The sequence below is a fragment of the Lederbergia sp. B243.17 genome, assembly GCF_057657925.1.
The window spans coordinates 66,017-91,017 of record NZ_JBWBKF010000020.1; the positions used below are offsets into that span (position 1 = coordinate 66,017).

Here is a 25,001-nt window from a genome sequence, read left to right on the forward strand (position 1 = left end):
AGGAAACAAACTATAGTATGAACTGGCTCAAATCCTTGTTTTTTGCTATTTCGCCTAATTTGCTGTCAACATATTGAGGTGTAATGTTCACTTTCTCCAACGTGACGTCTGGAGCTTCAAAAGAAAGGTCCTCCAGCAATTTTTCCAATATCGTATGCAAACGGCGTGCCCCGATATTATCGGTGTTCTGATTCACCTCAAAGGCGATTTGGGCTAATCTATTTATAGCCTCGTCAGAAAATTCTATTTGTATACCTTCTGTTTCCAATAATGCTTTGTATTGTTTGATCAAAGCATTATCCGGCTCGGTCAATATTTTGACAAAGTCCTCTACCGTCAATTTGCCAAGTTCAACCCGGATCGGAAAACGGCCCTGCAATTCAGGGATAAGATCTGATGGCTTGGCGATATGGAAGGCTCCTGCTGCAATAAAAAGCACATGGTCGGTCTTTACCGGGCCATATTTGGTCACTACTGTCGATCCTTCCACAATCGGCAGGATATCACGCTGAACACCCTCCCGTGATACATCTGCAGATGACGACTGGCTGCCGCTACTCGCAATCTTATCGATTTCATCAATGAAAATGATACCGGTCTGCTCCGCACGAAAAACAGCAAGCTGCGACACTTCATCCATATCAATCAGCTTTTGCGCCTCGTCATTAATCAGGATCTGCCTTGCGTCCTTGACAGGCAGCTTGCGTTTTTTCTTTTTCTTTGGCATCAGGCTGCCAAGGGCATCCTGCATATTCATCCCCATTTGCTCCATGCCCGATCCTTGAAGGAAATCGAACATTGAAGCCTGCTGTTCTTCCACTTCCACTTGCACGATCAGATTCTCAAGCTCACCTTCCGCCAGCTTTTCCGCCATCATTCTCCGCTTTTCACGGTTATTGAGCTCTTCCTGATTTGACTGACTATTATCCTCGGAAGCCTCCTGGCCGCCGCCAAAAATCATTTCAAACGGATTTTTAAAGCCTTCGGATTTTTTCTTGGCCGGGACAAGCAATTCAACGAGCCTTTCGTTCGCCTGTTTTTCTGCCTGATCCCGCACTTCAAGCATCTTTTCCTCTTTTACGATTCGGATAGAGGTTTCGACAAGATCCCGGACCATGGATTCAACATCCCGGCCGACATACCCGACTTCCGTGAACTTCGTCGCTTCCACTTTGATAAATGGAGCACCAACTAGCTTTGCCATCCTTCGGGCAATCTCAGTCTTTCCAACTCCGGTCGGTCCGATCATCAAAATATTTTTTGGAATGATCTCATCCCGAATTTCCGGAGCGAGCCGGCCGCGGCGGAACCGATTGCGGAGTGCAACGGCAACCGCCCTTTTTGCGTCGCGCTGACCGATAATAAACTGATCAAGCTTTTCTACGATTTGTCTTGGCGTCATGTCGGACCCTTTGTATGCTTGAACCAAATTAGTCCCTCCCTATACGGCATGTGACCGTAATTTAAAGTTCTTCCACAATGATATTCCGATTTGTGAACACACAAATATCAGCCGCGATCTCAAGCGCCGCTTTCGCCATTTCTTTTGCACTCAGACTTTCACCTGAATAATTCTTCAGCGCCCTGCCGGCAGCGAGAGCATAGTTGCCACCGGATCCGATCGCAAGGATGCCATCATCCGGCTCGATGACTTCTCCTGTACCTGAAACAAGAAGCAGGTTTTCCTTGTCCATAACGATCAGCATCGCTTCAAGCTGGCGCAGCATCTTATCGCCCCGCCATTCTTTTGCCAATTCGACAGACGCACGCTGCAAATTGCCGTTATATTCTTCAAGCTTGGCTTCAAATTTTTCAAACAAAGTAAATGCGTCAGCAACTGAACCGGCAAACCCAGCCAAAACTTTTCCGTTAAAAAGCTTACGTACCTTTCGGGCAGTGTGCTTCATCACAACTGAATTGCCTAATGTTACTTGCCCGTCTCCGGCCATCGCACACTCGCCGTTGTGAATAACTGCAAAGATCGTTGTCGCGTGAAATTGCCCCATGTTCATTCCTCCAATTTTCCGGACTATGCCCTGGGATGGTGCTGCATATACGTATTGCGGAGATGTTCTTTCGTCACATGCGTATACACCTGTGTGGAGGACAGGTGTGCATGGCCGAGCAGTTCTTGTACCGTCCGCATATCCGCTCCATTGTTCAGCAGATGCGTCGCAAAGCTGTGGCGGAGCATATGCGGATGTATTCCGCCAGTTAAAGCTGTGCTGTCGATCAGCTTCTGCAAAATGTGACTGATGCCTCTTGGGGTTAGCGGGCCTCCACGGGAATTGACGAACAAAGTTTTATGCTCCTCTTTCCCCGTCATTAATGCCATCCGTCCATTTGCCAGATATCGTTCCAACGCATCCTGCGCAAAACTACCGAACGGTACATAGCGCTCTTTTCTCCCCTTGCCCCTGGCCAACAGAGTCGAAAGCTCCAAATCAATGTCCTGGAGCCTGAGACCTGCACATTCACTGACCCGGATTCCCGTCGCATAAAGAATTTCCAAAAGTGCGAGATTTCTTACCCCGAGCGGCGTTTCAGGGTCACAGGCAGCAAACAGTTTTTCCATTTCCTCCTCATAGAAAAACTTTGGCAGCCTGACGCCCTGCTTTGGTTGGCTGACAAGCAAAAAAGGGTTTTCCTTAACATGCTTTTCCCTAGCCAAAAACCTGTACAAACTCCGCAGGCAAGAAATCTTCCTCGATGCGCTTGCTCTGGCGTACTGCCTGTCATGGAGTCCGGCCACATAAAGCCGGGCGGCATAATAGTCGACGTCTGCAAAATCAGCGATGCTTTGCTCGTTCATGAACATACAAAAGTCTTCAATATCTTCCGTGTAGAATTTAATGGTCAATGCTGAATAGTTTTTCTCAATTTGTAAGTATTCAATGAATGATGATACATGTCCATGTAAAGACTGGTTCATTCGATCACCCCAATAAGGCTACTAAATATTAACACAATTCAGCGACCTGCGCAATGAATGTTACAAATTTTTCACAAAGTTTCGAATTGTTCCCAAAGCTCGTTCTGCATACCTTTCATACTTCAATTTCTTGTCCCGGATTCTTTCAGGAAGCTCCGGCAGGAGACCGAAATTGACGTTCATCGGCTGGAAACTCTTCGCATTTGTTTTCGTGATGTAGTGCGCCATGCTGCCGATTGTTGTCTCAGGCGGGAAGACAACAAGATTCTCGCCTTTGGCCAGTCTTGCCGCATTAATGCCGGCTGTCAGACCGCTTGCTGCCGATTCGACATACCCTTCCACACCCGTCATCTGTCCGGCAAAGAACAGATTCTGCCGTTCTTTAACACTGGTAGGTTGGCGCTAGTACCTTCGGCGAATTGATGAAGGTGTTTCGGTGCATTACACCGTATCGGACGATTTCAACATTCTCCAAGCCAGGGATCAGCTGAAGAACTTCCTTTTGCGGCCCCCATTTGAGATGTGTCTGGAAACCGACAATGTTATACAAAGTGCCGGCAGCATCGTCTTGGCGAAGCTGGACAACTGCATATGGCCGTTTGGCAGTACGAGGATCTTCTAGGCCAACCGGTTTCATCGGACCGAAAAGCATCGTTTTTTTGCCCCTTGCCGCCATTACCTCAATCGGCATGCAGCCTTCAAAAAAAGATCTCCTTTTCGAACTCTTTCAGCGGAACAGTCTCCGCTGCGATTAGCGCCTCGTAAAAACGGTTGAATTCCTCCTCGTTCATTGGGCAGTTCAAATAGGCCGCTTCCCCTTTATCATAGCGGGATTTCAAGTATACCTTGTCCATATCGATGCTGTCTTTTTCGACAATTGGTGCTGCCGCATCATAGAAATATTAATATTCCTCGCCCGTCATTCCCTTTAATTTGGAAGAAAGAGCTTCACTCGTAAGCGGGCCAGTAGCAATGATCGTAATTCCTGAAGGGATGTCAGTGATTTCTTCATTGTGTACGGTGACAAGAGGATGGTTTTTCACTTTTTCAGTCACATAACCAGCAAATTCGTGGCGATCTACCGCAAGCGCTCCTCCAGCCGGAACAGAAGAGCGGTCTGCAGCTTCGATGATCACCGAATCAAGTGCCCGCATCTCTTCTTTCAGCACACCGACTGCATTTGTCAGAGCATTTGCCCTCAGCGAGTTTGAGCAAACAAGTTCGGCAAATTTATCGGTATGATGTGCCGGTGTCTGCTTTACCGGACGCATTTCATATAGATCTACTTCTATTCCTCTTTTTGCGAGCTGCCATGCCGCTTCACTTCCTGCGAGCCCTGCACCTACTACATTGACCTTTTCAGCCACTGCAATCCCTCCTGCATATCCCATAAACCATTACGCTCATTCCTAATCCCTTAAGCATTTTACACCATCAGCCACCGAATGAAAAATAATCCGAATAAAAAATGTCGATAAATAGCGAAAACGAGCGAAAATCGCCCGTTTCCTTCCATTAATGGTTATGTTTGACTGTCATTTGCTGTCTTTCGATTATTGCACGGTCTGTTCCTTATAATCACATGCCGTGCACTGTACCTGGATGCCTTTTTTCAGCTTCTTCTCGACGAGCAGACCGCTGCACTTCGGACACGGACGCTCAAGCGGTTTATCCCACGAAAGGAAATCACAGTCCGGATAGCGGTCACAGCCATAGAAAATCCGTTTTTTCTTGCTCTTCCGCTCAATCACGTTGCCCTTTTTACAAGTTGGGCAGGTGACACCGATTTGCTTGACGATCGGCTTCGTATTCCGGCAGTCAGGGAAGTTGCTGCAAGCCATGAATTTTCCGTAGCGGCCCATCTTGAAGACCATCGGGTTCCCGCATAGTTCGCAGTCCTCACCTGCAGGCTCATCCTTAATCTCCACCTCTTGCATCTCCGCTTCGGCGACTTTCAGGCTCTTTTCAAATTCCTTGTAAAACCCATCGATGACAGAAACCCATTCCGTTTGCCCGGCTTCCACTTTATCGAGGTCACTCTCCATTTTGGCAGTGAAGTCGGCATCAATGATTTCCGGAAAAAACTCTTTCATCAATTCATGTACGATTTCACCCAATTCTGTCGGGATGAATCGCTTATTCTCCAATGCGACATAGCCGCGTTTCTGAATGGTATCCAATGTAGGGGCGTATGTTGAAGGCCTTCCAATACCCAGCTCTTCAAGCGTTTTGACCAGCCTCGCTTCTGTATATCGCGGAGGCGGCTGAGTGAAATGCTGTTTCGGCGCAATGTCTTCCGCTTTGACGACGTCGCCTTCTTCCAATGATGGCAGCATATTGTCCTTCTCTTCCTGCTGATCATCATTTCCTTCTACATAAACTTTCATGAATCCAGGAAACTTCACTTTTGAGCCGTTGGCACGGAAAAGAACTTCTCCGTTAACAAGGTCGACTGTCATCGTATCCATAACTGCCGGTGCCATCTGGCTTGAGATAAATCGTTCCCATATCAGTTTATACAGCCGGTACTGATCACGGCTTAAATAAGATTTTACCACATTTGGCTCACGCATAGTGCTTGTTGGCCTGACAGCCTCATGCGCATCTTGTGCATTTGCCTTCTTTTTTTCTTTCGCTTGTGTTTTCTTGCCGTATTCTTCTCCGAATTGAGAATGAATGTATTCGGATGCTTCCTGTTGAGCGACTTCAGAAATCCGGGTTGAGTCTGTCCTCATGTAAGTGATCAGACCGACCGTTCCTTCTTTTCCTAAATCAACGCCTTCGTAAAGCTGCTGGGCAAGCATCATCGTCTTCTTCGCCCTGAAGTTCAGTTTCCTGGCTGCTTCCTGTTGAAGCGAGGAGGTTGTAAACGGCAGCGCAGGATTCCGCTTTCTTTCTTTCCGTTGTACCGATGATACAGTGAACTTGTCACCGTTGATCAATTTCAGGACCCTGTTCACATCTTCCTCTGACAAAAGCTTTTCACGTTTGTCACCAATTCCGAAAAAGCCGGCTTGGAATGTATCTTTCCCTTTTGTGAAAAGGCTGTCGATTGTCCAATACTCTTCCGGAACAAACGCTTTGATTTCATTCTCACGATCGATGATCAGCCGGGCAGCCACTGATTGTACCCGACCTGCGCTCAGTCCTTTTTTCACTTTCTTCCATAAAAGAGGGCTGATGTTGTAACCGACCAGCCGGTCCAAAATCCGTCTCGCCTGCTGTGCATCAACAAGGTCCAAATTGATAGGTCTCGGGGATTTAAACGACTCTTTGATCGCGTCTTTTGTGATTTCGTTGAACACGACTCTGCAGTCTGAATGGATATCGATGTTCAGACTATGTGCAAGATGCCATGCAATCGCCTCACCCTCACGATCCGGGTCAGCCGCGAGATAGATTTTTTTCGCTTTTTTGGCAGCCGTTCTTAGTTCTTTCAAAACAGGGCCTTTTCCTCTAATAGTTATATATTTAGGATCATAATTGTTTTCAGTATCAACGCCCGTTTGGCTTTTAGGCAAATCCCGCACGTGGCCCATCGATGCTTTTACCTTGTATTTTTTTCCTAAGTATCTTTCTATTGTTTTCGCCTTTGCCGGCGATTCCACTATTACTAAATAATCAGACATGCATAGTCCTCCCTGGAGGTGATGTAAACACGAATTGCTACGGAAGAATCATGTCCATGGCAAGCAATTCCAAACGCCTGCTGTCGAATGCACATTCTTCTCTGCAAATCAGTGTAAATACTATATGGGCAATGGGTGTTTGTCAACGCCCGGTCAAAAATTCTTTTCATCCGCCTTGAATTGCTTCTTTGGAAAAATCTATCCCACTATACGGATAATTGCAAGGCTTTTTACTTTTTTTCTTAACATTTTGCCATTTTCAACCTCTACTGGAAGGTGGAATTTCCTTAAAAAAATGCAGGTTTGCCTCTCGCTAGCATTCAAGTTCAGCCAATATATCCTCTGCATTCATGACAAGCTTTGCCCCCTGCTGTATCAGGTGATTTGTTCCTTCGGATAAAGGAAAGCCGATCGGTCCAGGGACAGCAAATACTTCCCGTCCTTCCTCAAGTGCCCGGTCCGCCGTGATCAAGGAACCGCTTTTTCGCTTTGCCTGGACAATGAGGGTACCCTTGGCAATGCCGCTGATAATTCGGTTACGCATAGGAAAATGCCATTTTTGCGGGCGTGATATTGGCGGATATTCGCTAATAAGCAAGTGATCCTGGGCCATTTCTTCCGCCAGCCTCCGATTTTCCCGCGGGTATACGTGAAAGAACCCTCCAGCCATTACACCAATCGTCTTGCCTTGGAGACGGATCGTTTTTTCATGGGCCAGCGTATCTGTACCTTTGGCAAGCCCGCTTGCGATGACGATACCCCGGGAAACAAGTCTTGGCAACAGCAGATCGAGAGCGGTTCCGGCATATCCTCCGGCGTCTCTCGCCCCAACAACGGCAAGGCATTGGCGGTTAAGCAGGCTCACTTCACCTTTTGCGAATAACAGAACGGGCGGGTCATAGATTTCCTTCAGCATGCTAGGATAGTGCGGACTTGTTATTGGAATAAATGAAACGTTACGTGATTGATAAAGTTCCATCAGTGGTTCGATCGGAACCTTTTGGATTTCTTCGTGAATGAGATTTGCTTTGGCGGTGTTCACACGGAGGATAGAGGATAGATTTGCAGGGGATAAAGAGTGGGTGGATGCAAGTGTCGGATCGTCGGCGATCAGTGTTGCAATGCTTACGCGGGAGAGGGAATAGCAATGTGACAAGCGGACGAGATTTTTAATAAAAATCGAAATCAGCCACCTTTTCTTCCATATTATATTTTAAACAGGTATAGCCCCTCGAATAACGAGGGGCCGGTAAGGATTAATGAGTTTTACACTTTTCGTAAAGGCCTCTTTCTTTCAAGACACCGATCATCGTCTCACCGATGACAGCCGGTGTTTCAGCCACTTTAATTCCGCATTCGTTCATGACGCGGATTTTTTCGTCAGCTGTACCTTTGCCGCCGGAAATGATGGCGCCGGCATGGCCCATACGCTTTCCTGGAGGTGCTGTGCGGCCGCCGATGAAACCGACAACCGGTTTCTTCATGTTGGCTTTTATCCACTCAGCCGCTTCTTCTTCGGCTGTTCCGCCGATTTCACCGATCATGATGACGGCTTCCGTTTCAGGATCGTCATTGAACGCTGTCAATACATCGATAAAGTTCGTTCCATTTACAGGGTCTCCGCCGATGCCTACAGCTGTAGACTGGCCGACACCCGCCTGGGACAATTGATGAACAGCTTCATATGTCAGCGTACCAGAGCGTGAAACGACGCCTACATGGCCTTTTGTATGAATGTAGCCCGGCATAATGCCGATCTTGCACTCGCCTGGAGTGATGACGCCAGGGCAGTTTGGACCGACGAGTCGTGTTTTCTTGCCTTCCATATAACGGACGACTTTTACCATGTCAAGTACCGGAATATGCTCTGTAATACAGATGGCAAGATCAAGCTCCGCATCGACCGCTTCGAGGATCGCATCCGCTGCGAAAGGTGCCGGAACATAAATGACGGAAGCATTTGCGCCGGTTTCTTTTACTGCTTCTGCAACCGTATTGAAAACCGGAACGCCCTCAACTTCTGTACCGCCTTTGCCAGGTGTGACGCCGCCGACGATTTTCGTGCCATACTCAAGCATCTGTTTTGTATGGAATAGGGCAGTAGAGCCCGTGATGCCTTGTACAATGACCTTCGTATCTTTGTTTACATAAACGCTCATGTTTTTCCCTGCCTTTCAAAATTCTCGCTTGCAGGCGCAAGCAAAATTATCCAACAAGTTTCACGATCTTTTGAGCTCCGTCCGCCATCGATTCAGCGGGAACGATGTTCAGTCCGGATTCTTTCAGGATCTGCTTGCCTTGATCCACGTTAGTGCCTTCGAGTCTGACTACGAGCGGCACTTCAAGTCCAAGCTGCTTCGCTGCAGCGACTACACCGGATGCGATGATGTCACATTTCATGATGCCGCCGAAGATATTGACGAAAATGCCTTTGACATGCTCATCGGATAGGATGATTTTGAAGGCTTCGGTCACTTTCTCTTCTGTCGCACCGCCCCCAACATCAAGGAAGTTTGCGGGATCTCCGCCATAGTGCTTGATGATATCCATTGTAGCCATTGCAAGGCCCGCTCCATTGACCATACATCCGATATTCCCATTAAGGGAGATATAGCTCAGGTCATATTTGGAAGCTTCTATTTCTTTCGGATCTTCTTCATCAAGGTCACGGTAGTCTACGATGTCTTTATGTCTGAACAATGCATTATCATCAAAGTTCAGCTTCGCATCAAGTGCCATGACATTGCCGTCTCCTGTCACGACGAGAGGGTTGATTTCGGCGATAGAGCAGTCATTGTCAGTGAAAGCGCTGTAAAGGCCAAGCATAAATTTAGCAGCTTTGCCGACAAGCTCCTTAGGAATGTTGATATTAAATGCGATGCGGCGTGCCTGGAAACCTGTCAAGCCGACAACTGGATCGACCACTTCATAAAAGATTTTCTCAGGTGTTTTCTCTGCCACTTCTTCGATTTCGGTACCGCCTTCTTCGGAAGCCATAAGGACAACGCGGTCTGTCTCACGGTCAACGACGATTCCTACATAATATTCCTTTTTGATATCGCAGCCTTCTTCGATCAAGAGGCGTTTGACTTCTTTTCCTTCAGGTCCTGTTTGGTGTGTCACCAATGTTTTGCCGAGGATTTCCTCTGCATATGTACGTACTTCATCAAGATTCTTTGCAACCTTGACACCGCCGGCTTTTCCGCGTCCGCCCGCATGAATCTGCGCTTTAACAACACATACTCCAGGCGTGAGCGACTTAGCCGCTTCCACCGCTTCATCAACGGTAAATGCCACCTTGCCATTAGGTACCGCAACCCCATATTTTCTGAGGATTTCTTTACCTTGGTATTCGTGGATATTCATCTTCCATCCTCCTATCAAACTGTCAAAAAATTGTTTGCGTTTTAATTGTAGTAGAAGGAAGATGGATTGTCTACCTTAAAGATGTCCATCTTCCTCTTTCCCTTTGTTTCTATCAAGCTTGTAAACGAAAGCGAATACTTCGGCGACCGCTTTGTACAGCTCTTCCGGGATCGCTTCATTAATGTTCAGCTGGCCGAGCAGTTCCACAAGTGAAGGGTCTTCCTGGACCGGTATATGATGACTCTTCGCTTTTTCAAGAATTTGCTCGGCAACGAGGCCTTTTCCTTTCGCTGTCACGACAGGTGCGTCCTGGGCATCCGGCTGATACCGCAAAGCGATCGCTTCTTTTCTCTGAATCTTGTCTTTTTCAGCGCTCATATCCGTATATCAACTCCGCTGTAAGATGTCTGCCCACGGTAATAGGGGGCCATCTGGGCAGCTGTTTTCTCGCCTTCCTCCGGCATGTCGAAATGAACAGAAGAAAGTGTATACCCCATCTCTTTAAGGCCCGATTTCAGCTCTGGAAGGAATGATTGGGCAAGCTCTTGCAACTGTTGATCGCCGTTGATCAGACGGACAGCAACGACTCGGTTTTGAATTTGCATGTCTACAACCGTCTCATCGAGCCTCTCAAGCTCCAGGTAAAAGATGATTCGGCAGAAGTCCGGGTCAATTGCGCCTTTTTCCGTCCTTTTTCCTGACCATTGCATCTTCATTGTCGTTTCAAAGCTGCTCAATTTAAGAGGAATTTCGAACATCAAATGCTGGATCGGTCCGCTCTCATAACTGAGCAGCTGCTGGCCGTTCATCTTTAATAATAGCTGCTGTGCGGCATCTTTTGACGGCAGTCCGTCTGCTTGTTCTTGGATATGGCGGACAAGCAGCGGCTTTAGCATTTCCTCCCATTTCATCTCTTCTCCGCCAGTCTTGATGAGCCCAGCCTCGTAAAACAGCCCTGTCCTTCCAAGAGCCGTTTTGATTTGTCCTAGTGCTTCTTGGCGGCCAAAATGCCGTTCGGAGAGCACAGCAAGCTCCCTGACCAATTGCGCTTCCTGGTCAGTCCATTTAGGTTCCGGTACCGCGGAAGCGCGTACACTCGAAGAGGACGCACTCTGGGGAGTTGGGGCTATCAGACTAAGCAATCGTGCAGCTCCTTCCGCTCGTTGGAGGCCTGTCGCCCCGTCTGGAGGGAGATCAACCTTGCGAATAATGGACAAAGCGGTCTCCTGCACAGCTGAAGAAGCCTTGCTGGAACTGGCAGCCAGGCTGAACAAGTGATTCAGGACTTTCCCTGCTGCTTCCCCTGACTGTGTACCATCCCTTGAACCGATCAGGGAAAGGATTGCTTTTCCTGTAGCTGTCTCCTGTTCTGCACCAATTGCAGTTCGCAGGCGGCCGACCAGTTCATGGCTCGGCGTTTCCTTGCCTGCTTGCTGCAAAGAGGTGAAAACATTCTCCGTCAGAGGCATTTTTCTGTTGCTCATAAACTTGATCGTTTCCAGCGCCGTATCGAGGCTTTCCGCTTTTTTCAGAAGCTGTGATGCCTGTACGACTTCCTCTTTCGTAAGCGGCAAGCTTTCACGGATGAAAAAATCGGCCATTTTCCTGTTTGCCGCGTCATTCGGAAGCGACAGCCGCTGCAAGAGAGATTCAGCCGCATCCGGCTTTTGCATGCCGCCTCCCTGTCCATCGAGCAGCCTAAGCTTCGGCTCCCCTTCTGCGGAAGCGACTTGAAGCCAGTAGCCTTGGCCAGCGGCAAGCGGAATTTCCAACTTGGCTACAAGCGTATGGGAACCGAGCTTGATCTCCGCGAGCTGGTTCGGAAACAGCTTCTGGATCGTCCCATAAAAGATCTGGCCGCTTCTGAACTGCAGAGGACCTTTGTTTTCTATCGATTGATTTGCGAATATCTTCCTAAATACAGATTGAACATCGGCCATTTCAGTTCCTCCCTCTTTTGCCGGATGCGTGATTATCGTCTTTTTAAACGCCTTTAATCGGAGCGAATGTCATCCTGTGAATCTCACATGGTCCATATTGCGCAATTTGCTCCAAGTGTTCTTTCGTTCCGTATCCCATATGCCTGATAAAACCGTACTCGGGATACATCCCGTCATACTCGCGCATCAGCCGGTCACGTGTAACTTTCGCCACAATTGATGCTGCTGCAATCGAAACACTTTTTGCGTCCCCTTTGATGATCGCTTCCTCGGGGTAAGGTGAGCCGAGCCGAACCGCGTCGATCAACAGGATATCAGGATCGATATGCATGTCGGCAATAGCCGCCAGCATCGCTTTTTTCGTGGCGACATATATATTGCTCTTATCAATCTCCTCGGCGGAGACGATCCCAACCCCGACTGAAAGTGCAGCCCCCATGATTTCCTCAAACAACTCATCACGGCGAACTGCGCTCAGCACCTTCGAATCGTTCAATCCGCTTATGTATGCATCTTCCTTCAATATTACTGATGCTGACACGACCGGCCCTGCAAGCGGGCCTCTGCCGGCCTCATCGATTCCCGCAATTACCCGGTATCCTTCTTCACGCGCCTTATTTTCAAATGACTGCATTTCGGCATATTGTGCTTTCCGCAATTTCTCCTGCTCTTTCTGTTTTTCCCAGCTTTCAAGCAGACGTCTTACACCTTTCCGTTCATCCTCGTATAGAACGGAGAGGAACGGGTCCCCCTCTTCAATTCGGGATAGCCTATCCTTGATACTGGCAATCGTCATTTTCGCCATCATACTCACACTCTTTCTATTCTCTATATCGGCCATTTCAGTCAAAAATAAAGACCCTGTTATACAGGGCCTCATGTTGGATCTTGTTCTGGCATATCAAATGTAATAGGACCAAAATGCTGGAGCCGCATGTCTCTGACAATCGTCTCAGCAGTCTTGTCATAATCGATTTCGCCTCCGGCTGAAAGACAGCCTCTCCTTTTGCCAATCACCATGAAAAGAGTAGGCATATCATCTGTCAGCTTGTCAATCCCATAGCGTTCCTTGAGCTTTTCAGGGTAATATGCTTCAAGAAACCTCAAGGCAAAGATTGCAATGTCCTGCATGTTCAGGAGGGTATCTTTGATCGCACCTGTCAGGGCAAGCTTATAGCCGGTTTCAGGGTCATCGAATTTGGGCCAAAGAATCCCGGGAGTGTCGAGCAGTTCGAGTTCCTTGCCCACTTTGATCCATTGCTGGGCCTTCGTCACACCAGGCGTGTTGCCTGTCTTTGCAATATTCTTCTTGGCAAGGCGGTTTATCAGCGTCGACTTTCCGACATTCGGAATTCCGATGATCATCGCCCGAATTGCCCGCGGCCGCATTCCCTTCGCTCTTTGCCGCTCCCTTTTTTCAGAAAGAATCTCCTCTGCCGCCTTGATGATTTCCTTCATGCCGCTCCCGGCTTGGGAATTGATCGCAAGTGCTTTTTGGCCCTTCGCTGCATAGTGCTGGATCCAGCGGTTTGTCGCCTCTCGGTCTGCCATATCCGCCTTATTCAGCAAAATAACCTTTTGTTTATGCTGAATAATCTCACCCATCATCGGATTTGCTGATGAAACAGGAATCCTTGCATCTACCAATTCGAATATAATATCAACAAGCTTTAGTTTTTCAGTTATTTCCCTGCGGGCCTTCGCCATATGACCGGGAAACCATTGTATCGTCATTATATTTTATCCTCCAGCTTCTACTTCACAAAACGGATATCTTTGACCGGCCAGTAAACAAAATTGGTGTCGCCGATCACTTTCTCGATCGCAACCGGTCCGATATGCCGGCTGTCCTTACTGAACCGCCGATTGTCCCCCATCACGAAGATTTCTCCTTCCGGAACTGTTTTCTGTCCGGTCAATTCTTCCAGCGTAAAATCCTCAGTAAGCGGTCCGTCAGTGATTTCCTTTTTGTAAGCGTCGAGATAATCTTCCTGATATGCTTTACCATTTATGTAAAGTACATCATTCTTGTATTCGACCGTGTCGCCAGGAAGCCCGATCACCCTTTTGATATAATCCTTTTGCTCCGGTGCATGGAAAACGACAATATCAAAACGGTCGGGCTTGCCGAATTTGTTGACGATCATCCTGTCGCCATTGTGAAGTGTCGGCATCATGGACAAGCCATCCACCACGATCGGCGCAAATAGGAAATACCGGATAAGTGCTGCTAAGCCGACCGCGATCAGCAGTGCCTTGATCCATTCCCACAGCTCATTTTTCTCTTTAGCCATTTCTCCACCATCCTATCCAAACTGTAAGAGCAGCATACTCGCCGCCCGCTTTCCGCTTCCCTCGGTAAAGCCGTCAGCCTATTTCTTATGTATTCACCATTTTACATGAAGAGTAAACAATAGAAAAGAAACAACCATTTATTGGTTTCCGGATAGGAGCTCTCTTTTCTTGCTACGCCCGCTAAGAATGGACAAAAGGAGCTTGCAAGCAAGCTCCTTTTTCCTTCTTTCATCCGGCAAGCGGCCTTTCTCGGAAGAAAGCCGCTCGACAGGTTTATTATCGAATTTCTTTGATACGGGCTGCTTTACCGCGAAGGTTACGCAGGTAGTAAAGTTTCGCACGGCGAACTTTACCGCGACGCACGACTTCAAGTTTCGCAATTCTTGGTGTGTGTACAGGGAATGTACGCTCAACACCTACGCCGTAAGAGATTTTGCGAACAGTGAAAGTTTCACTGATCCCGCCGCCTCGGCGCTTGATGACTACCCCTTCAAAAAGCTGGATCCTCTCACGTGTTCCCTCAACAACTTTAACGTGGACACGTACTGTATCACCAGGGCGGAATGCCGGCAGATCATTGCGAAGCTGATCTTTTGTAATTTCCTCAATCAATTTGTGCATCGTATTCAACTCCTTCCAACCGATGCTCATGCATACGTTCACACATGCAGCGGAACACCGTAGTTCCAGCCGGGACAATTTGCCCCAAACCACAAAGGTAATCATATCACAGCAAAAGCTTGATTGCAACGGTTGCTGCGCATTTTTTCAGCGTTCCAGCCACTTCTTTTGCTCATCTGTAAGAGTCATTTTTTCAAGGAGGTCCGGCCGTCTTTCCTTCGTCCTTTTCAACGACTCCTGCACCCGCCATTTTTCTATTTCCTTATGGTTTCCGGATAAGAGCACGTCCGGCACCTTCATACCCCTGAAATCAGCTGGTCTCGTATAATGGGGATGCTCCAGTAACCCTGAGGAAAATGAGTCATACACCGGCGAGTCTTCGTTGCCAAGCACACCGGGAAGCAGCCGGACAATGCTGTCAATCATCGCCATCGCCCCCACTTCACCGCCTGTCAACACGTAATCGCCGATCGAAATTTCATCGGTTACAATATTTTGGCGGATCCGCTCATCATACCCTTCGTAATGTCCGCAGATAAAAATGAGATGGTCTTCTTTTGCCAGTTCTTCGGCCTTTTTTTGGTTGTATGTCTCTCCTTGGGGGCAGAGAAGGATAACACGGGTGCCCGGAGCTGCATCGGATTTGAGAGCCTCAACCGCATCGAAAACTGGCTGGGGCTTCAACACCATCCCTGCTCCGCCGCCGTATGGATAATCATCGACTGTATTATGCTTGTCATCCGAGTATTCTCGAAAGTTGACGAGCCGGTAAGAAACCGCCTCTTTTTCTGCCGCCTTCTTCAAAATGGAGGAACCGAGGACCCCAGTGAACATTTCCGGGAAGAGAGTCAGCACATCAATTTTCATCATGGCAGCAAGCCTTCCATCGGCTCGATGATAATGGTCTTGCTCGCAATGTCAATGTCCTTCACGACATCTGGAATATAGGGGATCAACACTTCCTGCCCTTTCTCCCCTTTGACGACCCATACATCGTTGGCACCGGGCGTTAAGATCTCTTTCACTTCTCCTATCGTTTCTCCCGCCATCGTTTTAACGGTGCAGCCGATGATCTGATGGAAATAAAATTCCCCTTCCGGAAGTGTGCCGAGCTGATCCTCTGTGACTTTAAGGATACTGTTTTTAAATTTTTCGACGTCATTGATGTTGTGATAGCCTTCGAAGGTGAGTAAGTCGAAGTTCTTATGTTTGCGGTGAGTCTTTACTGTCAGTGCGACAGGCTGTTTTTGATTCTCAGGAAAGAGATGGAGAGTATTGCCGGGAGCATAGCGTTCTTCTGGAAAATCAGTTTTGGAGATGACACGCACTTCCCCCTGAATACCATGTGTGTTGACGATTTTTCCTACATTGAACCATTTTTCCATCAAGTTCACCTCTATCTGATTTCTTCGATGATGCCGTCTTTGACGACGATTGTCTTCCCTTTTGCAATTTGCTGCCAATCATCTCCGACTTCAACATTAACGAGCGCCTGGATTTCCTGGTCCTTCAACTCGCTGCCATATGGGAGAAGATCGAGCTGCTCAATTTGGAAGTCGATCATCTTAATCTTATCCTTCCGCAATTCAATCTCTTTATCGAATTGTGCCTTTAAGCTGCCTGTAGAATATTTGCGGGTTCTTTCAAGCTTTTTGCATTCGAACAGAAGCTGGTCGCACTCCTTTTTCAGCTGCAGCTTGTTTTCTTTGTATTTCTTATGTAAGTCCGATTTGCTCTTTTCCGTCAAAACTTGCTTTACAACAACCGTTTGGAGAATCTGCATCGTTTTCTCCTCCGTATCATTTAATGGATCAGTACTGAAGCGGAAGCGGGGCTCACTCTCTCTAACCTTACGCACCCCATCTTAATGGTACAAAAAAAGGGGATGCTGATGCCTCCCCCTTATTCGTCGATTTCCATGTAGACCTTCTTATGTTGTTTTGACCCTGCTGCGGCATAGACGACCATCCGAATTGCTTTTGCAACTCGTCCGTTCTTGCCGATGACCTTGCCCACATCCTGTTTATGGACCGATAGACGGTAGGTGACACGCTGATCTTCTTCATCCGCATGAACTTTCACATCATCCGGATGATCAACAATCGGCTTCACGATCGACTTAATCAAGTCTTGCATTTCGGCCACGCTTATTTGCTAAGTTTTGCGTTATGGAATTTTTCCATCAGGCCTTGTTTAGAGAACAGGTTGCGAACTGTATCAGATGGTTTCGCACCATTTTGCATCCACTTCAACGCTGCTTCTTCATTGATTGTTACTAGAGCAGGCTGAGCTGTCGGATTGTATGTTCCTACTTCCTCGATGATTCTGCCGTCACGTGGTGAACGGGAATCTGCAACTACGATACGGTAAAAAGGAGATTTTTTTGCTCCCATACGCTTCAAACGAATTTTAACTGCCATTTTACTAGCACCTCCGAATAGTTTCACACAAGATAGTATAATACCAAATACATGATTTGTTTGTAAAGGGTTTTTTCTTAACACGTAAAAATTTCTAAAGGAAATTTACATGAAAGGAAGCTTGAAGCCCTTTCTTTTCCCTTTTTGCTGCATGCCAGTCACCTGCTTCATCATTTTCTTCATCTCTTCGAACTGCTTCAGCAATCGGTTTACTTCCTGGATGGACGTTCCGCTGCCTTTTGCAATCCGGCGCCGGCGCGATGCATTGATCGTTTCGGGATGCTGCTTCTCATCCGTCGTCATCGACCGGATGATCGCCTCCACGTGTCCGATCTGCTTTTCGTCAACCTGGAGATTGTTCAAGCCTTTCATCTTACCGGCCCCAGGCATCATTTTCAGCAGTTCATCGAGCGGCCCCATGTTCCGGACCTGTCCAAGCTGCTCCAGAAAATCGTCAAGAGTAAAGGAAGCAGTTTTGAACTTTTGCTCAAGCTCCTTCGCCTTTTCCTCATCGACATTCAATTGTGCTTTTTCGATCAAGCTCAAAACGTCACCCATGCCGAGAATCCTGGAAGCCATCCGTTCAGGGTGGAACGGTTCAAGTGCGTCCAGCTTTTCACCCATACCGACGAATTTGATCGGCTTTCCGGTAACGGAACGGATCGACAGTGCAGCACCGCCGCGAGTATCCCCGTCAAGCTTCGTCAGAACGACACCGGTAACACCCAACTGCTCATTAAAGCTTTCAGCGACGTTGACCGCATCCTGCCCGGTCATCGCATCTACGACGAGGAAAATCTCTTCCGGGTTCGCGATGTCCTTGATTTGTTTCAATTCATCCATCAGCTCGCCGTCGATATGAAGGCGGCCGGCGGTGTCGATAAGAACATAATCATAATGCTCTTCCTTCGCCTTCTCGATCGCCTTCTTAGCAATTTCCACGGGGCTGACCTGATCGCCCATCGAGAACACGGGCATATCAAGCTGCTTCCCGAGCGTTTCAAGCTGCTTGATCGCTGCCGGGCGGTAAATATCAGCCGCGACAAGAAGCGGCTTCCGGTTATGCTTCTTCCTAAGAAGGTTAGCAAGCTTGCCTGTTGTCGTCGTCTTACCGGCCCCTTGCAAACCAGTCATCATGATGACGGTCGGCGGCCGCTTGGCAACGCCAATCTGGCTCTGTTCGCCACCCATCAACTCTGTCAGTTCTTCTTTGACGACCTTGATGACTTGCTGGCCAGGTGTCAGGCTCTTCATTACTTCCTGCCCAACGGCCCGTTCGCTCACCTTCTTGACGAATTGCTTGACCACTTTGAAGTTGACATCCGCTTCCAGAAGCGCAAGGCGGACCTCACGCATCATTTCCTTGACGTCGGCCTCATTCACCTTGCCTTTGCCGCGGATTTTTTGAATCGTATTTTGCAGTCGGTCGGCCAATCCTTCGAATGCCATATATGCCGCCCCCTAATCCAATTCCGTAAGCGCTGCTGCAAATTGCAGGAAAGCCTGCTGGTCAAGCTTGCCCTCAGCAGCGGAGCGCTTCATTTCGTCCATGATTTCCTTGCGTGTCTGAAATTTCTCAAACAGGCGCAGTTTCTCTTCATACTCCTCCAGCATGGCCTCTGTACGCTTGATATTATCATATACAGCTTGCCGGCTGACCCCATATTCTTCGGCGATTTCGCCTAGGGAAAAATCATCAAGATAGTAGAGGGACATATAGCTTTGCTGTTTCGGAGTCAATAACGACTGATAAAAGTCATACAGATAATTGATCCGCGTTGTTTTCTCAAGCATCGTCACAAATATCCCGCCTTGTTAAGTTAAAAACCTTTACAATACATAATACACAGTTTAAAAAGAGAAGTCAAGCGTTGCCCGAGCCTTATTCCTCGGCGTTTTCGATGGAATCGGCGAATAATCCGTACACGTATTTTTCAGGATCAAATTGTTGAAGATCATCCATTTTTTCACCGAGACCGACAAATTTAACCGGGATTTGCAGCTCATTTCGAATTGCAAGTACAATACCGCCCTTTGCTGTTCCATCCAGTTTGGACAAAACGATACCTGAAACGTTTGTCGCCTCTTTGAAGGTTTTCGCCTGAATTAAGGCATTTTGCCCGGTCGTTGCGTCGAGAACGAGCAGGACCTCATGCGGAGCACCCGGGACTTCGCGTTCGATTACACGCTTCACTTTTTCCAACTCGTTCATCAGATTTACTTTGTTCTGCAGGCGGCCCGCCGTATCGCAGAGCAAAATATCGGCCTTCCGTGACTTGGCAGCAAGGACAGCGTCATACATGACAGCCGCCGGGTCAGAGCCCTCTCCCTGCTTAATAACGTCAACGCCGACCCTCTGTCCCCAAACTTCCAGCTGGTCAATCGCACCGGCTCTGAATGTATCGCCGGCAGCAAGCAGAACTTTCTTGCCTTCTTCTTTGAACATATGGGCAAGCTTTCCGATCGTCGTCGTCTTACCGACTCCGTTGACACCGACAAATAAGATAATTGTCAGTCCGCCTTCCTGGATGTTCAGTTCAGGGTTCGCTCCTTCCCCCCCTTGTTCATAAATATCCACAAGCTTCTCGGAAATGACGGATTGGACGTCGAGCGGGTCCTTGATGTTGCGCCGCTTTACTTCCATCTTTAATTCTTCGACCAGCTCCATGACGGTGTCAAAGCCGACATCCGCCTGAATCAAGATCTCCTCCAACTCCTCGAAAAAGTCCTCATCGATTTTACGGTAGCGGGCGACGAGGTCATTGACCTTTCCCGAAAAACTGTCCCTTGTTTTCGTCAGGCCGTCTTTGAACTTTTCCGATACCGAATCGGTGGACGCGGTGAATTTATCTTTCAGTTTCTTAAAAAAACTCATCTTTTTTCCTCCCTGAATTTACATTTCAATAAGCGCCTTTTCTTCCTCCATTTTGACAGAAACGAGTTTAGAGACACCGGATTCCTGCATGGTCACCCCGTAGAGCACATCCGCCCCCTGCATCGTTCCCTGTCGGTGAGTGATAACGATGAACTGAGTTTCCTGGCTGAACATGCGCAAATAATCACTGAATCTCTGTACGTTTGCATCATCAAGCGCTGCCTCGACTTCATCCAAAATACAAAACGGGACAGGGCGTACCTTAAGAATCGAAAACAGCAGGGCGATCGCAGTCAAAGCCCGCTCCCCGCCCGATAACAGGCTGAGGTTCTGCAATTTTTTCCCTGGCGGCTGGGCAACAATGTCTACCCCTGTCGTCAGCAAATCCTGCTCATCAGTGAGCTTCAGCTGCGCCCTTCCGCCTCCGAACAGCGCCTGGAAAACACCTTCAAATTCATTTTGGATCGCGTGGAACGTATAGCTGAAACGCTTCTTCATTTCATCATCCATTTCATCCATGATGCTGAATAACGTCGTCTTCGCATGAAGCAGGTCTTCTTGCTGTTCGGATAAAAAGCTATAGCGCTCATTCACTCTTTCAAACTCTTCAATTGCTCCAAGATTGACGGCGCCAAGCTCCGTAATGCCCCGTTTGATCAGTTTCACTTTTTCACGCGCTACTTCCGCGTCCATCGGCAGCGTGTACTTGCTTTTTGCCCCTTCGAATGTCAGCTCATACTCCTCCCGGAGACGTTCTAGCCTTGAATCAAGCTCAACTTCATACCGGTTCATTTTCACTTCGGTGTCATTCATCGCTCTAAGAAGGCCCTGATTCTGCCGCTTCCGTTCCCGGACTTCAGCGTCTTTTTGCTCGACCTTTTCCCGAAGAGACTCTCGTTCATTCTGTAAAACCGAAATCGTTTCGACAGCCTCCGCCTTTTTTGCGGCTTTTTCTTCCGCTTCGACTGCAAGCTCTTCTTCAGTTGTATGGTGCCCGTTCAATTGCTGGTCAAGCCATTCCCGGTCAGCCTGCAGCGAGGAATGCCGTTTTTCCGCTTCCTTCAATTCTTTAGAAATCCGAGAAAGCTCCTGCTTTTGCGCAGCCAATTGCTCATTGGCAACCGCCGATTTTGCCGCAAGCTCACTCGTTTCATTTCCAAGTGTTTCACGGGATTTCCGTTCAAGATCACGTCTTGTCGTCAGCGTTGAGATCTTCTCGTTCAAGCCATTGATCTTTTCTCCGCTTTCTTCCAATATGGCAGTCAGTTCCGCGATCCGCGATTCAATCGTCGCCGACTCGGACTTAAGTTCCTTTTCTTCAATATCGTAGAGTGAAAGGCGGTCATTGATATTTTTCTTGACGATTTCCGCCTGTTTTACCAAAGACTGTGTTTCGTTTACTTTCGACCGCAGTTCTTCTCCTTGCTCCCGAATATGTTCCAGCCCGGCTGACTTTTCAGCAACATCCGTCTTTAGTCGCTTCACGGTCTCTTCCAGTATGGCTGTTTTCTTTTCCATGTCCTCCAGCTTGCCCTTCAGTTCTTCAAGCTCGTTTTTTCTGCTCAGGAGCGAACTGCCGGTTTGCCTCGTCGCACCGCCTGTCATCGATCCGCCCGGGTTGATGATTTCCCCTTCCAGCGTCACAATTCTCAAGCGATGTCCGGCAAGAGCTGCGAGCCTGGAAGCTCCCTTCAGGTCTGAAGCAATCACCGTGTTGCCAAGCAGGCTCTCAATCGCTGCTTTATGCTCCGGCTTATAGTGAATCAGCTCGCTGGCCACACCTACAAAAGCTTCTTGGTCTGAGAGCTTATGTTTCTGGTCGGAAGGGAGGAACTTCGGCTTTACAATATTGAGCGGGAGGAAGGTTGCACGGCCGAGCCGGTTCCTTTTCAAAAACTCGATTGCTTTTCTGCCGTGCTCCTCGGTTTTGACAACGATGTTCTGCAGCGACCCGCCAAGCGCTGTATCAATGGCCACTTCGTATTTTTTCGGCACTTGAACAAGTTCTGCAATCGCGCCTTCTATCCCTTCAAGCTCGGAATCTCTCGCTTTCAGCACTTCTCGGACACCTTGGAAGAACCCCGAGTAGTCCTCTTCCAAGGCTTCCAAGCTCTCTTTCCGGGACTTCGTCTGCTGGATAAAATGATAGGCCTGATATAGAATCGCCTCTTGCTTTTCAAGCTCCTGCCTTTTTTCAGCGAGCTCCTGCTGGGAGGTCTGGAACTGACGGAGCTGTTGGTTCAGCGCATCCTCCAACCCTTTGAACTGTTCGGAAAGGCTGCTGTATTCATCCTCTGCCTCCTGGCGCTGATCGAGGAATTTTTTATTTTCCTCATCCAGCCTCCCTCTTCTCTGGCCCAGAAGCTGAAGTTGCTGCTCCATATACTGAAGCTCATTCTTGGAGGACGCCTGCTCATTCAGCAGGTCGATATAATCGCCTTTCAGCGATTCGATCGTCTCTTCCAGCGTTCCATCGAGCAGCTCAATCTGCTGTCTCTTCAAAAGTAGTTCCTCGGCAAGGGATGCCGCCTCTTGCTCCTTTGCCAAAATTCCCGTCCGCTTTTCTTCAAGCTCTTGGCGCAGTGCGGACATTTTTTCTCCTGCTTCGGCAATCGATTTTTGCAGCTGTTCAGTGTTTTGAACAGCGTTTTTCTGCCGTTCACGCAATACTTCCCTGCGTCCTTCCAGCTTCTCCAGCTCTTCTGTTAATGTCAAAAGGGCAGCCTGCAGCTCGGAATGCCGCAGCTCCAGCGAATGGAGTGCTCCTCGGTCCGTTTTAAGCCCGCTCTCGAGCTCTGCCACCTGGATTGAATCATCCCGGACGGTAGATTGGAGCCTTTCGAATTCCTGCTTTGACTTTTCCCATAATTGATGAATCGACTCAATGTCATGAACAATGAGCGCGACCTCAAGGTTTTCAAGTTCACTCTTTTTATCCAAATAATCTTTCGCAATCGAAGCTTGGATTTGCAACGGTTCCAGCTGGCCCTCCAGCTCATTGATAATATCGCTGACGCGGTTCAAGTTCTCCGTCGTTTCCTGAAGCTTGCTTTCGGCCTTCTTTTTCCTCGTTTTGTATTTCAGCACGCCGGCCGCCTCTTCGAAGATAGAACGTCTTTCCTCGGGCTTGCTGTTAAGGATTTCATCTACTTTCCCTTGGCTGATAATAGAGAACGCTTCCCGTCCGAGTCCTGAATCCATAAACAAATCGATAATATCCTTTAGCCTGCATGACTTCCGGTTGATCAGAAAATCACTGTCGCCTGATCTGTATACTCTTCTCGTGACGCTGACTTCATTAAATTCAACCGGCAGCGCACCGTCCTCGTTGTTCAGGACGAGAGATACTTCCGCATAGTTGAGACGCTTTCTCGAGTCGCTCCCCGAAAAAATGACGTCCTCCATTTTTCCGCCCCGCAGTGACCTTGCCGATTGTTCGCCGAGCACCCAGCGGATTGCATCGATGATGTTGCTTTTTCCGCTTCCGTTTGGCCCGACGACGGCCGTGATACCGGGCACAAATTCAATTGCTGTTTTTTCCGCAAATGATTTGAATCCCACAATTTCCAATTGTTTGAGGAACATCGAATTCCCTCCCCCTGCCACATGTCCTGGTGTGTTGTGCTTTCATTGTTGTTTATCCGTTATTATTGTTTTTTCAATTTTCCAAGCGCCATCTGTGCCGCATGCTGCTCTGCTTCTTTTTTGGAACGGCCTTCGCCTTGTCCCAGTACTTCTCCATTCCAGGAGACTTGCGAGATGAAGACCCTGCTGTGTGCGGGCCCCTCCTCCTGGAGGATCTTATACTCAAGCGCACCATTTCCGTCCCGCTGAATATGTTCCTGAAGCTGGCTTTTGAAATCCATCACATGAGAAAAAGCACCTGTATCCACTTTCGGGTAGACAACCTTTTCCAGGAACGACAGGGCGGAATCGAGCCCCTGGTCCAAATAAAGAGCGCCGATAAACGCTTCAAAGGCATCGGCAAGAAGTGCAGGCCTCGTTCTTCCGCCTGTCATCTCTTCTCCTTTGCCAAGCAAGACCATGTCCCCGAAATTCAGTTCATTGGCAAAATTAACAAGTGAAGGCTCGCAAACGATCGCAGCCCTAAGCTTGGTCAATTCCCCTTCGCTCATGAGCGGAAATTTTTTGAATAGGTACTGGGAGATAACCAGCTCCAGTACAGCATCTCCAAGAAACTCCAGTCTCTCATTGTCTTCATGCGGTTTTTTGCGATGCTCATTCACATATGATGAATGGGTAAAAGCTTGTAAAAAAAGTTTTTCATTCTTGAATTCAAGCCCATGCTTCTCTTGAAAATCCTTCAGCTTCTGGTTCATTTTCTGATAGTTTTTTTTCGATCGGTTTACTTTTCTCATGTTCATCCACCTTGCAAGCATGATTTACGTAGAAAAGTCCCGTATATTTCAACGGGACACCCTCTACATTCCAGCGATTAGCTATTGCTTTGTATGTAATTGACAACGTCGCCGACTGTTGCAATTTTTTCAGCATCATCATCGGAAATTTCCATATCGAACTCATCTTCAAGTTCCATAACCAATTCCACGACATCCAGCGAATCTGCTCCCAAGTCATCTTTGAAAGAAGCCTCCAAAGTGATCTTTGATTCTTCAACACCCAAACGGTCAACGATGATTTTCGTTACGCGCTCTACTACATCTGCCATGCCTTTCACCTCCCCTCAAGTCATTATAATGGAAATGCTGTGAAAGATAAATAGTTCCGGTGGGTTGAAGAGCACCCACCCGCTTTTTTCTTCCAGCGCTTGTCGCCGATAAGCAGGCGCCCTCCGCTTTTCTCTGTCCAGCTCCGGCGGCTAGGGGCTCGAGGTCACAAGCCATGCAAGGCCAAAGGCAAAAAGCGCCTTTTTCCTTGCCCGTCTTGTGCTTGTCGCCCCTG

The 25,001-nt window shown here is 48.2% G+C and carries 24 protein-coding genes and 1 pseudogene; all 25 read right to left on the reverse strand.

Annotation, left to right across the window (positions count from 1 at the left end):
• Positions 1 to 10 precede the first annotated feature (10 nt).
• The 25 genes and pseudogenes from hslU to acpP all read right to left on the reverse strand — a co-directional run bounded on the left by hslU (position 11) and on the right by acpP (position 24,768).
• The gene (gene hslU / locus AC0TWI_RS02525) at positions 11 to 1,402 is read right to left on the reverse strand and encodes an ATP-dependent protease ATPase subunit HslU (RefSeq protein WP_488124784.1); all 1,392 of its coding nucleotides are present in this window, start codon (positions 1,400 to 1,402) and stop codon (positions 11 to 13) included.
• A 61-nt stretch (positions 1,403 to 1,463) separates the two neighbouring features.
• Complete coding sequence (gene hslV / locus AC0TWI_RS02530) at positions 1,464 to 2,006, reverse strand: ATP-dependent protease subunit HslV (protein ID WP_488124763.1); 543 nt, start codon at positions 2,004 to 2,006, stop codon at positions 1,464 to 1,466.
• A 23-nt stretch (positions 2,007 to 2,029) separates the two neighbouring features.
• Complete coding sequence (xerC, locus tag AC0TWI_RS02535) at positions 2,030 to 2,932, reverse strand: tyrosine recombinase XerC (RefSeq protein ID WP_488124764.1); 903 nt, start codon at positions 2,930 to 2,932, stop codon at positions 2,030 to 2,032.
• 60 nt (positions 2,933 to 2,992) lie between these two features.
• Positions 2,993 to 4,299, reverse strand: a pseudogene (gene trmFO, locus AC0TWI_RS02540) (FADH(2)-oxidizing methylenetetrahydrofolate--tRNA-(uracil(54)-C(5))-methyltransferase TrmFO).
• A 186-nt stretch (positions 4,300 to 4,485) separates the two neighbouring features.
• Positions 4,486 to 6,561, reverse strand: a complete 2,076-nt coding sequence (gene topA, locus AC0TWI_RS02545; protein ID WP_488124765.1) for a type I DNA topoisomerase — start codon at positions 6,559 to 6,561, stop codon at positions 4,486 to 4,488.
• A gap of 313 nt (positions 6,562 to 6,874) precedes the next feature.
• Positions 6,875 to 7,717 (reverse strand): DNA-processing protein DprA, encoded by an 843-nt coding sequence (gene dprA / locus AC0TWI_RS02550; RefSeq protein ID WP_488124766.1) that lies wholly within the window; start codon positions 7,715 to 7,717, stop codon positions 6,875 to 6,877.
• Positions 7,718 to 7,817: 100 nt separating this feature from the next.
• On the reverse strand, positions 7,818 to 8,720 hold the full coding sequence (gene sucD, locus AC0TWI_RS02555; RefSeq protein WP_488124767.1) for a succinate--CoA ligase subunit alpha: 903 nt from the start codon (positions 8,718 to 8,720) through the stop codon (positions 7,818 to 7,820).
• Positions 8,721 to 8,766: 46 nt separating this feature from the next.
• Positions 8,767 to 9,927, reverse strand: coding sequence for an ADP-forming succinate--CoA ligase subunit beta (gene sucC / locus AC0TWI_RS02560; protein ID WP_488124768.1), 1,161 nt, complete (start codon positions 9,925 to 9,927; stop codon positions 8,767 to 8,769).
• 75 nt (positions 9,928 to 10,002) lie between these two features.
• Positions 10,003 to 10,305, reverse strand: coding sequence for an EscU/YscU/HrcU family type III secretion system export apparatus switch protein (locus AC0TWI_RS02565; RefSeq protein WP_488124769.1), 303 nt, complete (start codon positions 10,303 to 10,305; stop codon positions 10,003 to 10,005).
• Positions 10,302 to 11,867, reverse strand: coding sequence for a hypothetical protein (locus AC0TWI_RS02570; RefSeq protein ID WP_488124770.1), 1,566 nt, complete (start codon positions 11,865 to 11,867; stop codon positions 10,302 to 10,304). Before AC0TWI_RS02570 ends, AC0TWI_RS02565 begins: the two co-directional genes overlap by 4 nt.
• Before the next feature lie 43 nt (positions 11,868 to 11,910).
• On the reverse strand, positions 11,911 to 12,672 hold the full coding sequence (gene rnhB, locus AC0TWI_RS02575) for a ribonuclease HII (protein ID WP_488124785.1): 762 nt from the start codon (positions 12,670 to 12,672) through the stop codon (positions 11,911 to 11,913).
• A gap of 71 nt (positions 12,673 to 12,743) precedes the next feature.
• Complete coding sequence (gene ylqF / locus AC0TWI_RS02580; protein ID WP_488124771.1) at positions 12,744 to 13,601, reverse strand: ribosome biogenesis GTPase YlqF; 858 nt, start codon at positions 13,599 to 13,601, stop codon at positions 12,744 to 12,746.
• A 20-nt stretch (positions 13,602 to 13,621) separates the two neighbouring features.
• Positions 13,622 to 14,161 carry a signal peptidase I gene (lepB, locus tag AC0TWI_RS02585; RefSeq protein ID WP_488124772.1) on the reverse strand — a complete coding sequence of 180 codons (540 nt, stop codon included), beginning with the start codon at positions 14,159 to 14,161 and terminating at the stop codon, positions 13,622 to 13,624.
• A 277-nt stretch (positions 14,162 to 14,438) separates the two neighbouring features.
• Positions 14,439 to 14,783, reverse strand: coding sequence for a 50S ribosomal protein L19 (rplS, locus tag AC0TWI_RS02590; RefSeq protein WP_488124773.1), 345 nt, complete (start codon positions 14,781 to 14,783; stop codon positions 14,439 to 14,441).
• Positions 14,784 to 14,930: 147 nt separating this feature from the next.
• Entirely contained in the window at positions 14,931 to 15,650 is a 720-nt protein-coding gene (trmD, locus tag AC0TWI_RS02595) for a tRNA (guanosine(37)-N1)-methyltransferase TrmD (protein ID WP_488124786.1), read from the reverse strand.
• Positions 15,650 to 16,168, reverse strand: a complete 519-nt coding sequence (gene rimM, locus AC0TWI_RS02600; RefSeq protein ID WP_488124774.1) for a ribosome maturation factor RimM — start codon at positions 16,166 to 16,168, stop codon at positions 15,650 to 15,652. The genes trmD and rimM overlap by 1 nt, the downstream gene beginning before the upstream one ends.
• Positions 16,169 to 16,179: 11 nt before the next feature.
• Positions 16,180 to 16,566, reverse strand: coding sequence for a YlqD family protein (locus AC0TWI_RS02605; RefSeq protein WP_488124775.1), 387 nt, complete (start codon positions 16,564 to 16,566; stop codon positions 16,180 to 16,182).
• A gap of 119 nt (positions 16,567 to 16,685) precedes the next feature.
• Positions 16,686 to 16,919: a KH domain-containing protein gene (locus AC0TWI_RS02610; protein WP_488124776.1), complete on the reverse strand. Its 234-nt coding sequence runs from the start codon at positions 16,917 to 16,919 to the stop codon at positions 16,686 to 16,688.
• Between the two features lie 11 nt (positions 16,920 to 16,930).
• On the reverse strand, positions 16,931 to 17,203 hold the full coding sequence (gene rpsP, locus AC0TWI_RS02615; protein ID WP_488124777.1) for a 30S ribosomal protein S16: 273 nt from the start codon (positions 17,201 to 17,203) through the stop codon (positions 16,931 to 16,933).
• A gap of 105 nt (positions 17,204 to 17,308) precedes the next feature.
• Entirely contained in the window at positions 17,309 to 18,652 is a 1,344-nt protein-coding gene (ffh, locus tag AC0TWI_RS02620; protein ID WP_488124778.1) for a signal recognition particle protein, read from the reverse strand.
• 12 nt (positions 18,653 to 18,664) lie between these two features.
• A complete protein-coding gene (locus AC0TWI_RS02625; protein ID WP_488124787.1) occupies positions 18,665 to 18,997 on the reverse strand; it encodes a putative DNA-binding protein in 333 nt (110 codons plus the stop codon).
• An 88-nt stretch (positions 18,998 to 19,085) separates the two neighbouring features.
• The gene (gene ftsY / locus AC0TWI_RS02630; RefSeq protein ID WP_488124779.1) at positions 19,086 to 20,078 is read right to left on the reverse strand and encodes a signal recognition particle-docking protein FtsY; all 993 of its coding nucleotides are present in this window, start codon (positions 20,076 to 20,078) and stop codon (positions 19,086 to 19,088) included.
• Between the two features lie 18 nt (positions 20,079 to 20,096).
• The gene (smc, locus tag AC0TWI_RS02635) at positions 20,097 to 23,663 is read right to left on the reverse strand and encodes a chromosome segregation protein SMC (protein ID WP_488124780.1); all 3,567 of its coding nucleotides are present in this window, start codon (positions 23,661 to 23,663) and stop codon (positions 20,097 to 20,099) included.
• Positions 23,664 to 23,725: 62 nt separating this feature from the next.
• Positions 23,726 to 24,457, reverse strand: a complete 732-nt coding sequence (rnc, locus tag AC0TWI_RS02640; RefSeq protein WP_488124781.1) for a ribonuclease III — start codon at positions 24,455 to 24,457, stop codon at positions 23,726 to 23,728.
• 77 nt (positions 24,458 to 24,534) lie between these two features.
• Entirely contained in the window at positions 24,535 to 24,768 is a 234-nt protein-coding gene (acpP, locus tag AC0TWI_RS02645) for an acyl carrier protein (protein ID WP_488124782.1), read from the reverse strand.
• Positions 24,769 to 25,001 lie beyond the last annotated feature (233 nt).

What these genes read in the sequence shown, in the direction of transcription:
- hslU (WP_488124784.1), bottom strand. Translation starts at nt 1,402, where the DNA reads ATGACGCCAAGACAAATCGTAGAAAAGCTTGATCAGTTTATTATCGGT.
- hslV (WP_488124763.1), bottom strand. Translation starts at nt 2,006, where the DNA reads ATGGGGCAATTTCACGCGACAACGATCTTTGCAGTTATTCACAACGGC.
- xerC (WP_488124764.1), bottom strand. Translation starts at nt 2,932, where the DNA reads ATGAACCAGTCTTTACATGGACATGTATCATCATTCATTGAATACTTA.
- topA (WP_488124765.1), bottom strand. Translation starts at nt 6,561, where the DNA reads ATGTCTGATTATTTAGTAATAGTGGAATCGCCGGCAAAGGCGAAAACA.
- sucD (WP_488124767.1), bottom strand. Translation starts at nt 8,720, where the DNA reads ATGAGCGTTTATGTAAACAAAGATACGAAGGTCATTGTACAAGGCATC.
- sucC (WP_488124768.1), bottom strand. Translation starts at nt 9,927, where the DNA reads ATGAATATCCACGAATACCAAGGTAAAGAAATCCTCAGAAAATATGGG.
- AC0TWI_RS02565 (WP_488124769.1), bottom strand. Translation starts at nt 10,305, where the DNA reads ATGAGCGCTGAAAAAGACAAGATTCAGAGAAAAGAAGCGATCGCTTTG.
- AC0TWI_RS02570 (WP_488124770.1), bottom strand. Translation starts at nt 11,867, where the DNA reads ATGGCCGATGTTCAATCTGTATTTAGGAAGATATTCGCAAATCAATCG.
- rnhB (WP_488124785.1), bottom strand. Translation starts at nt 12,672, where the DNA reads ATGGCGAAAATGACGATTGCCAGTATCAAGGATAGGCTATCCCGAATT.
- ylqF (WP_488124771.1), bottom strand. Translation starts at nt 13,601, where the DNA reads ATGACGATACAATGGTTTCCCGGTCATATGGCGAAGGCCCGCAGGGAA.
- lepB (WP_488124772.1), bottom strand. Translation starts at nt 14,161, where the DNA reads ATGGCTAAAGAGAAAAATGAGCTGTGGGAATGGATCAAGGCACTGCTG.
- rplS (WP_488124773.1), bottom strand. Translation starts at nt 14,783, where the DNA reads ATGCACAAATTGATTGAGGAAATTACAAAAGATCAGCTTCGCAATGAT.
- trmD (WP_488124786.1), bottom strand. Translation starts at nt 15,650, where the DNA reads ATGAAAATTGATGTGCTGACTCTCTTCCCGGAAATGTTCACTGGGGTC.
- rimM (WP_488124774.1), bottom strand. Translation starts at nt 16,168, where the DNA reads ATGGAAAAATGGTTCAATGTAGGAAAAATCGTCAACACACATGGTATT.
- AC0TWI_RS02605 (WP_488124775.1), bottom strand. Translation starts at nt 16,566, where the DNA reads ATGCAGATTCTCCAAACGGTTGTTGTAAAGCAAGTTTTGACGGAAAAG.
- AC0TWI_RS02610 (WP_488124776.1), bottom strand. Translation starts at nt 16,919, where the DNA reads ATGCAAGACTTGATTAAGTCGATCGTGAAGCCGATTGTTGATCATCCG.
- rpsP (WP_488124777.1), bottom strand. Translation starts at nt 17,203, where the DNA reads ATGGCAGTTAAAATTCGTTTGAAGCGTATGGGAGCAAAAAAATCTCCT.
- ffh (WP_488124778.1), bottom strand. Translation starts at nt 18,652, where the DNA reads ATGGCATTCGAAGGATTGGCCGACCGACTGCAAAATACGATTCAAAAA.
- AC0TWI_RS02625 (WP_488124787.1), bottom strand. Translation starts at nt 18,997, where the DNA reads ATGCTTGAGAAAACAACGCGGATCAATTATCTGTATGACTTTTATCAG.
- ftsY (WP_488124779.1), bottom strand. Translation starts at nt 20,078, where the DNA reads ATGAGTTTTTTTAAGAAACTGAAAGATAAATTCACCGCGTCCACCGAT.
- smc (WP_488124780.1), bottom strand. Translation starts at nt 23,663, where the DNA reads ATGTTCCTCAAACAATTGGAAATTGTGGGATTCAAATCATTTGCGGAA.
- rnc (WP_488124781.1), bottom strand. Translation starts at nt 24,457, where the DNA reads ATGAGAAAAGTAAACCGATCGAAAAAAAACTATCAGAAAATGAACCAG.
- acpP (WP_488124782.1), bottom strand. Translation starts at nt 24,768, where the DNA reads ATGGCAGATGTAGTAGAGCGCGTAACGAAAATCATCGTTGACCGTTTG.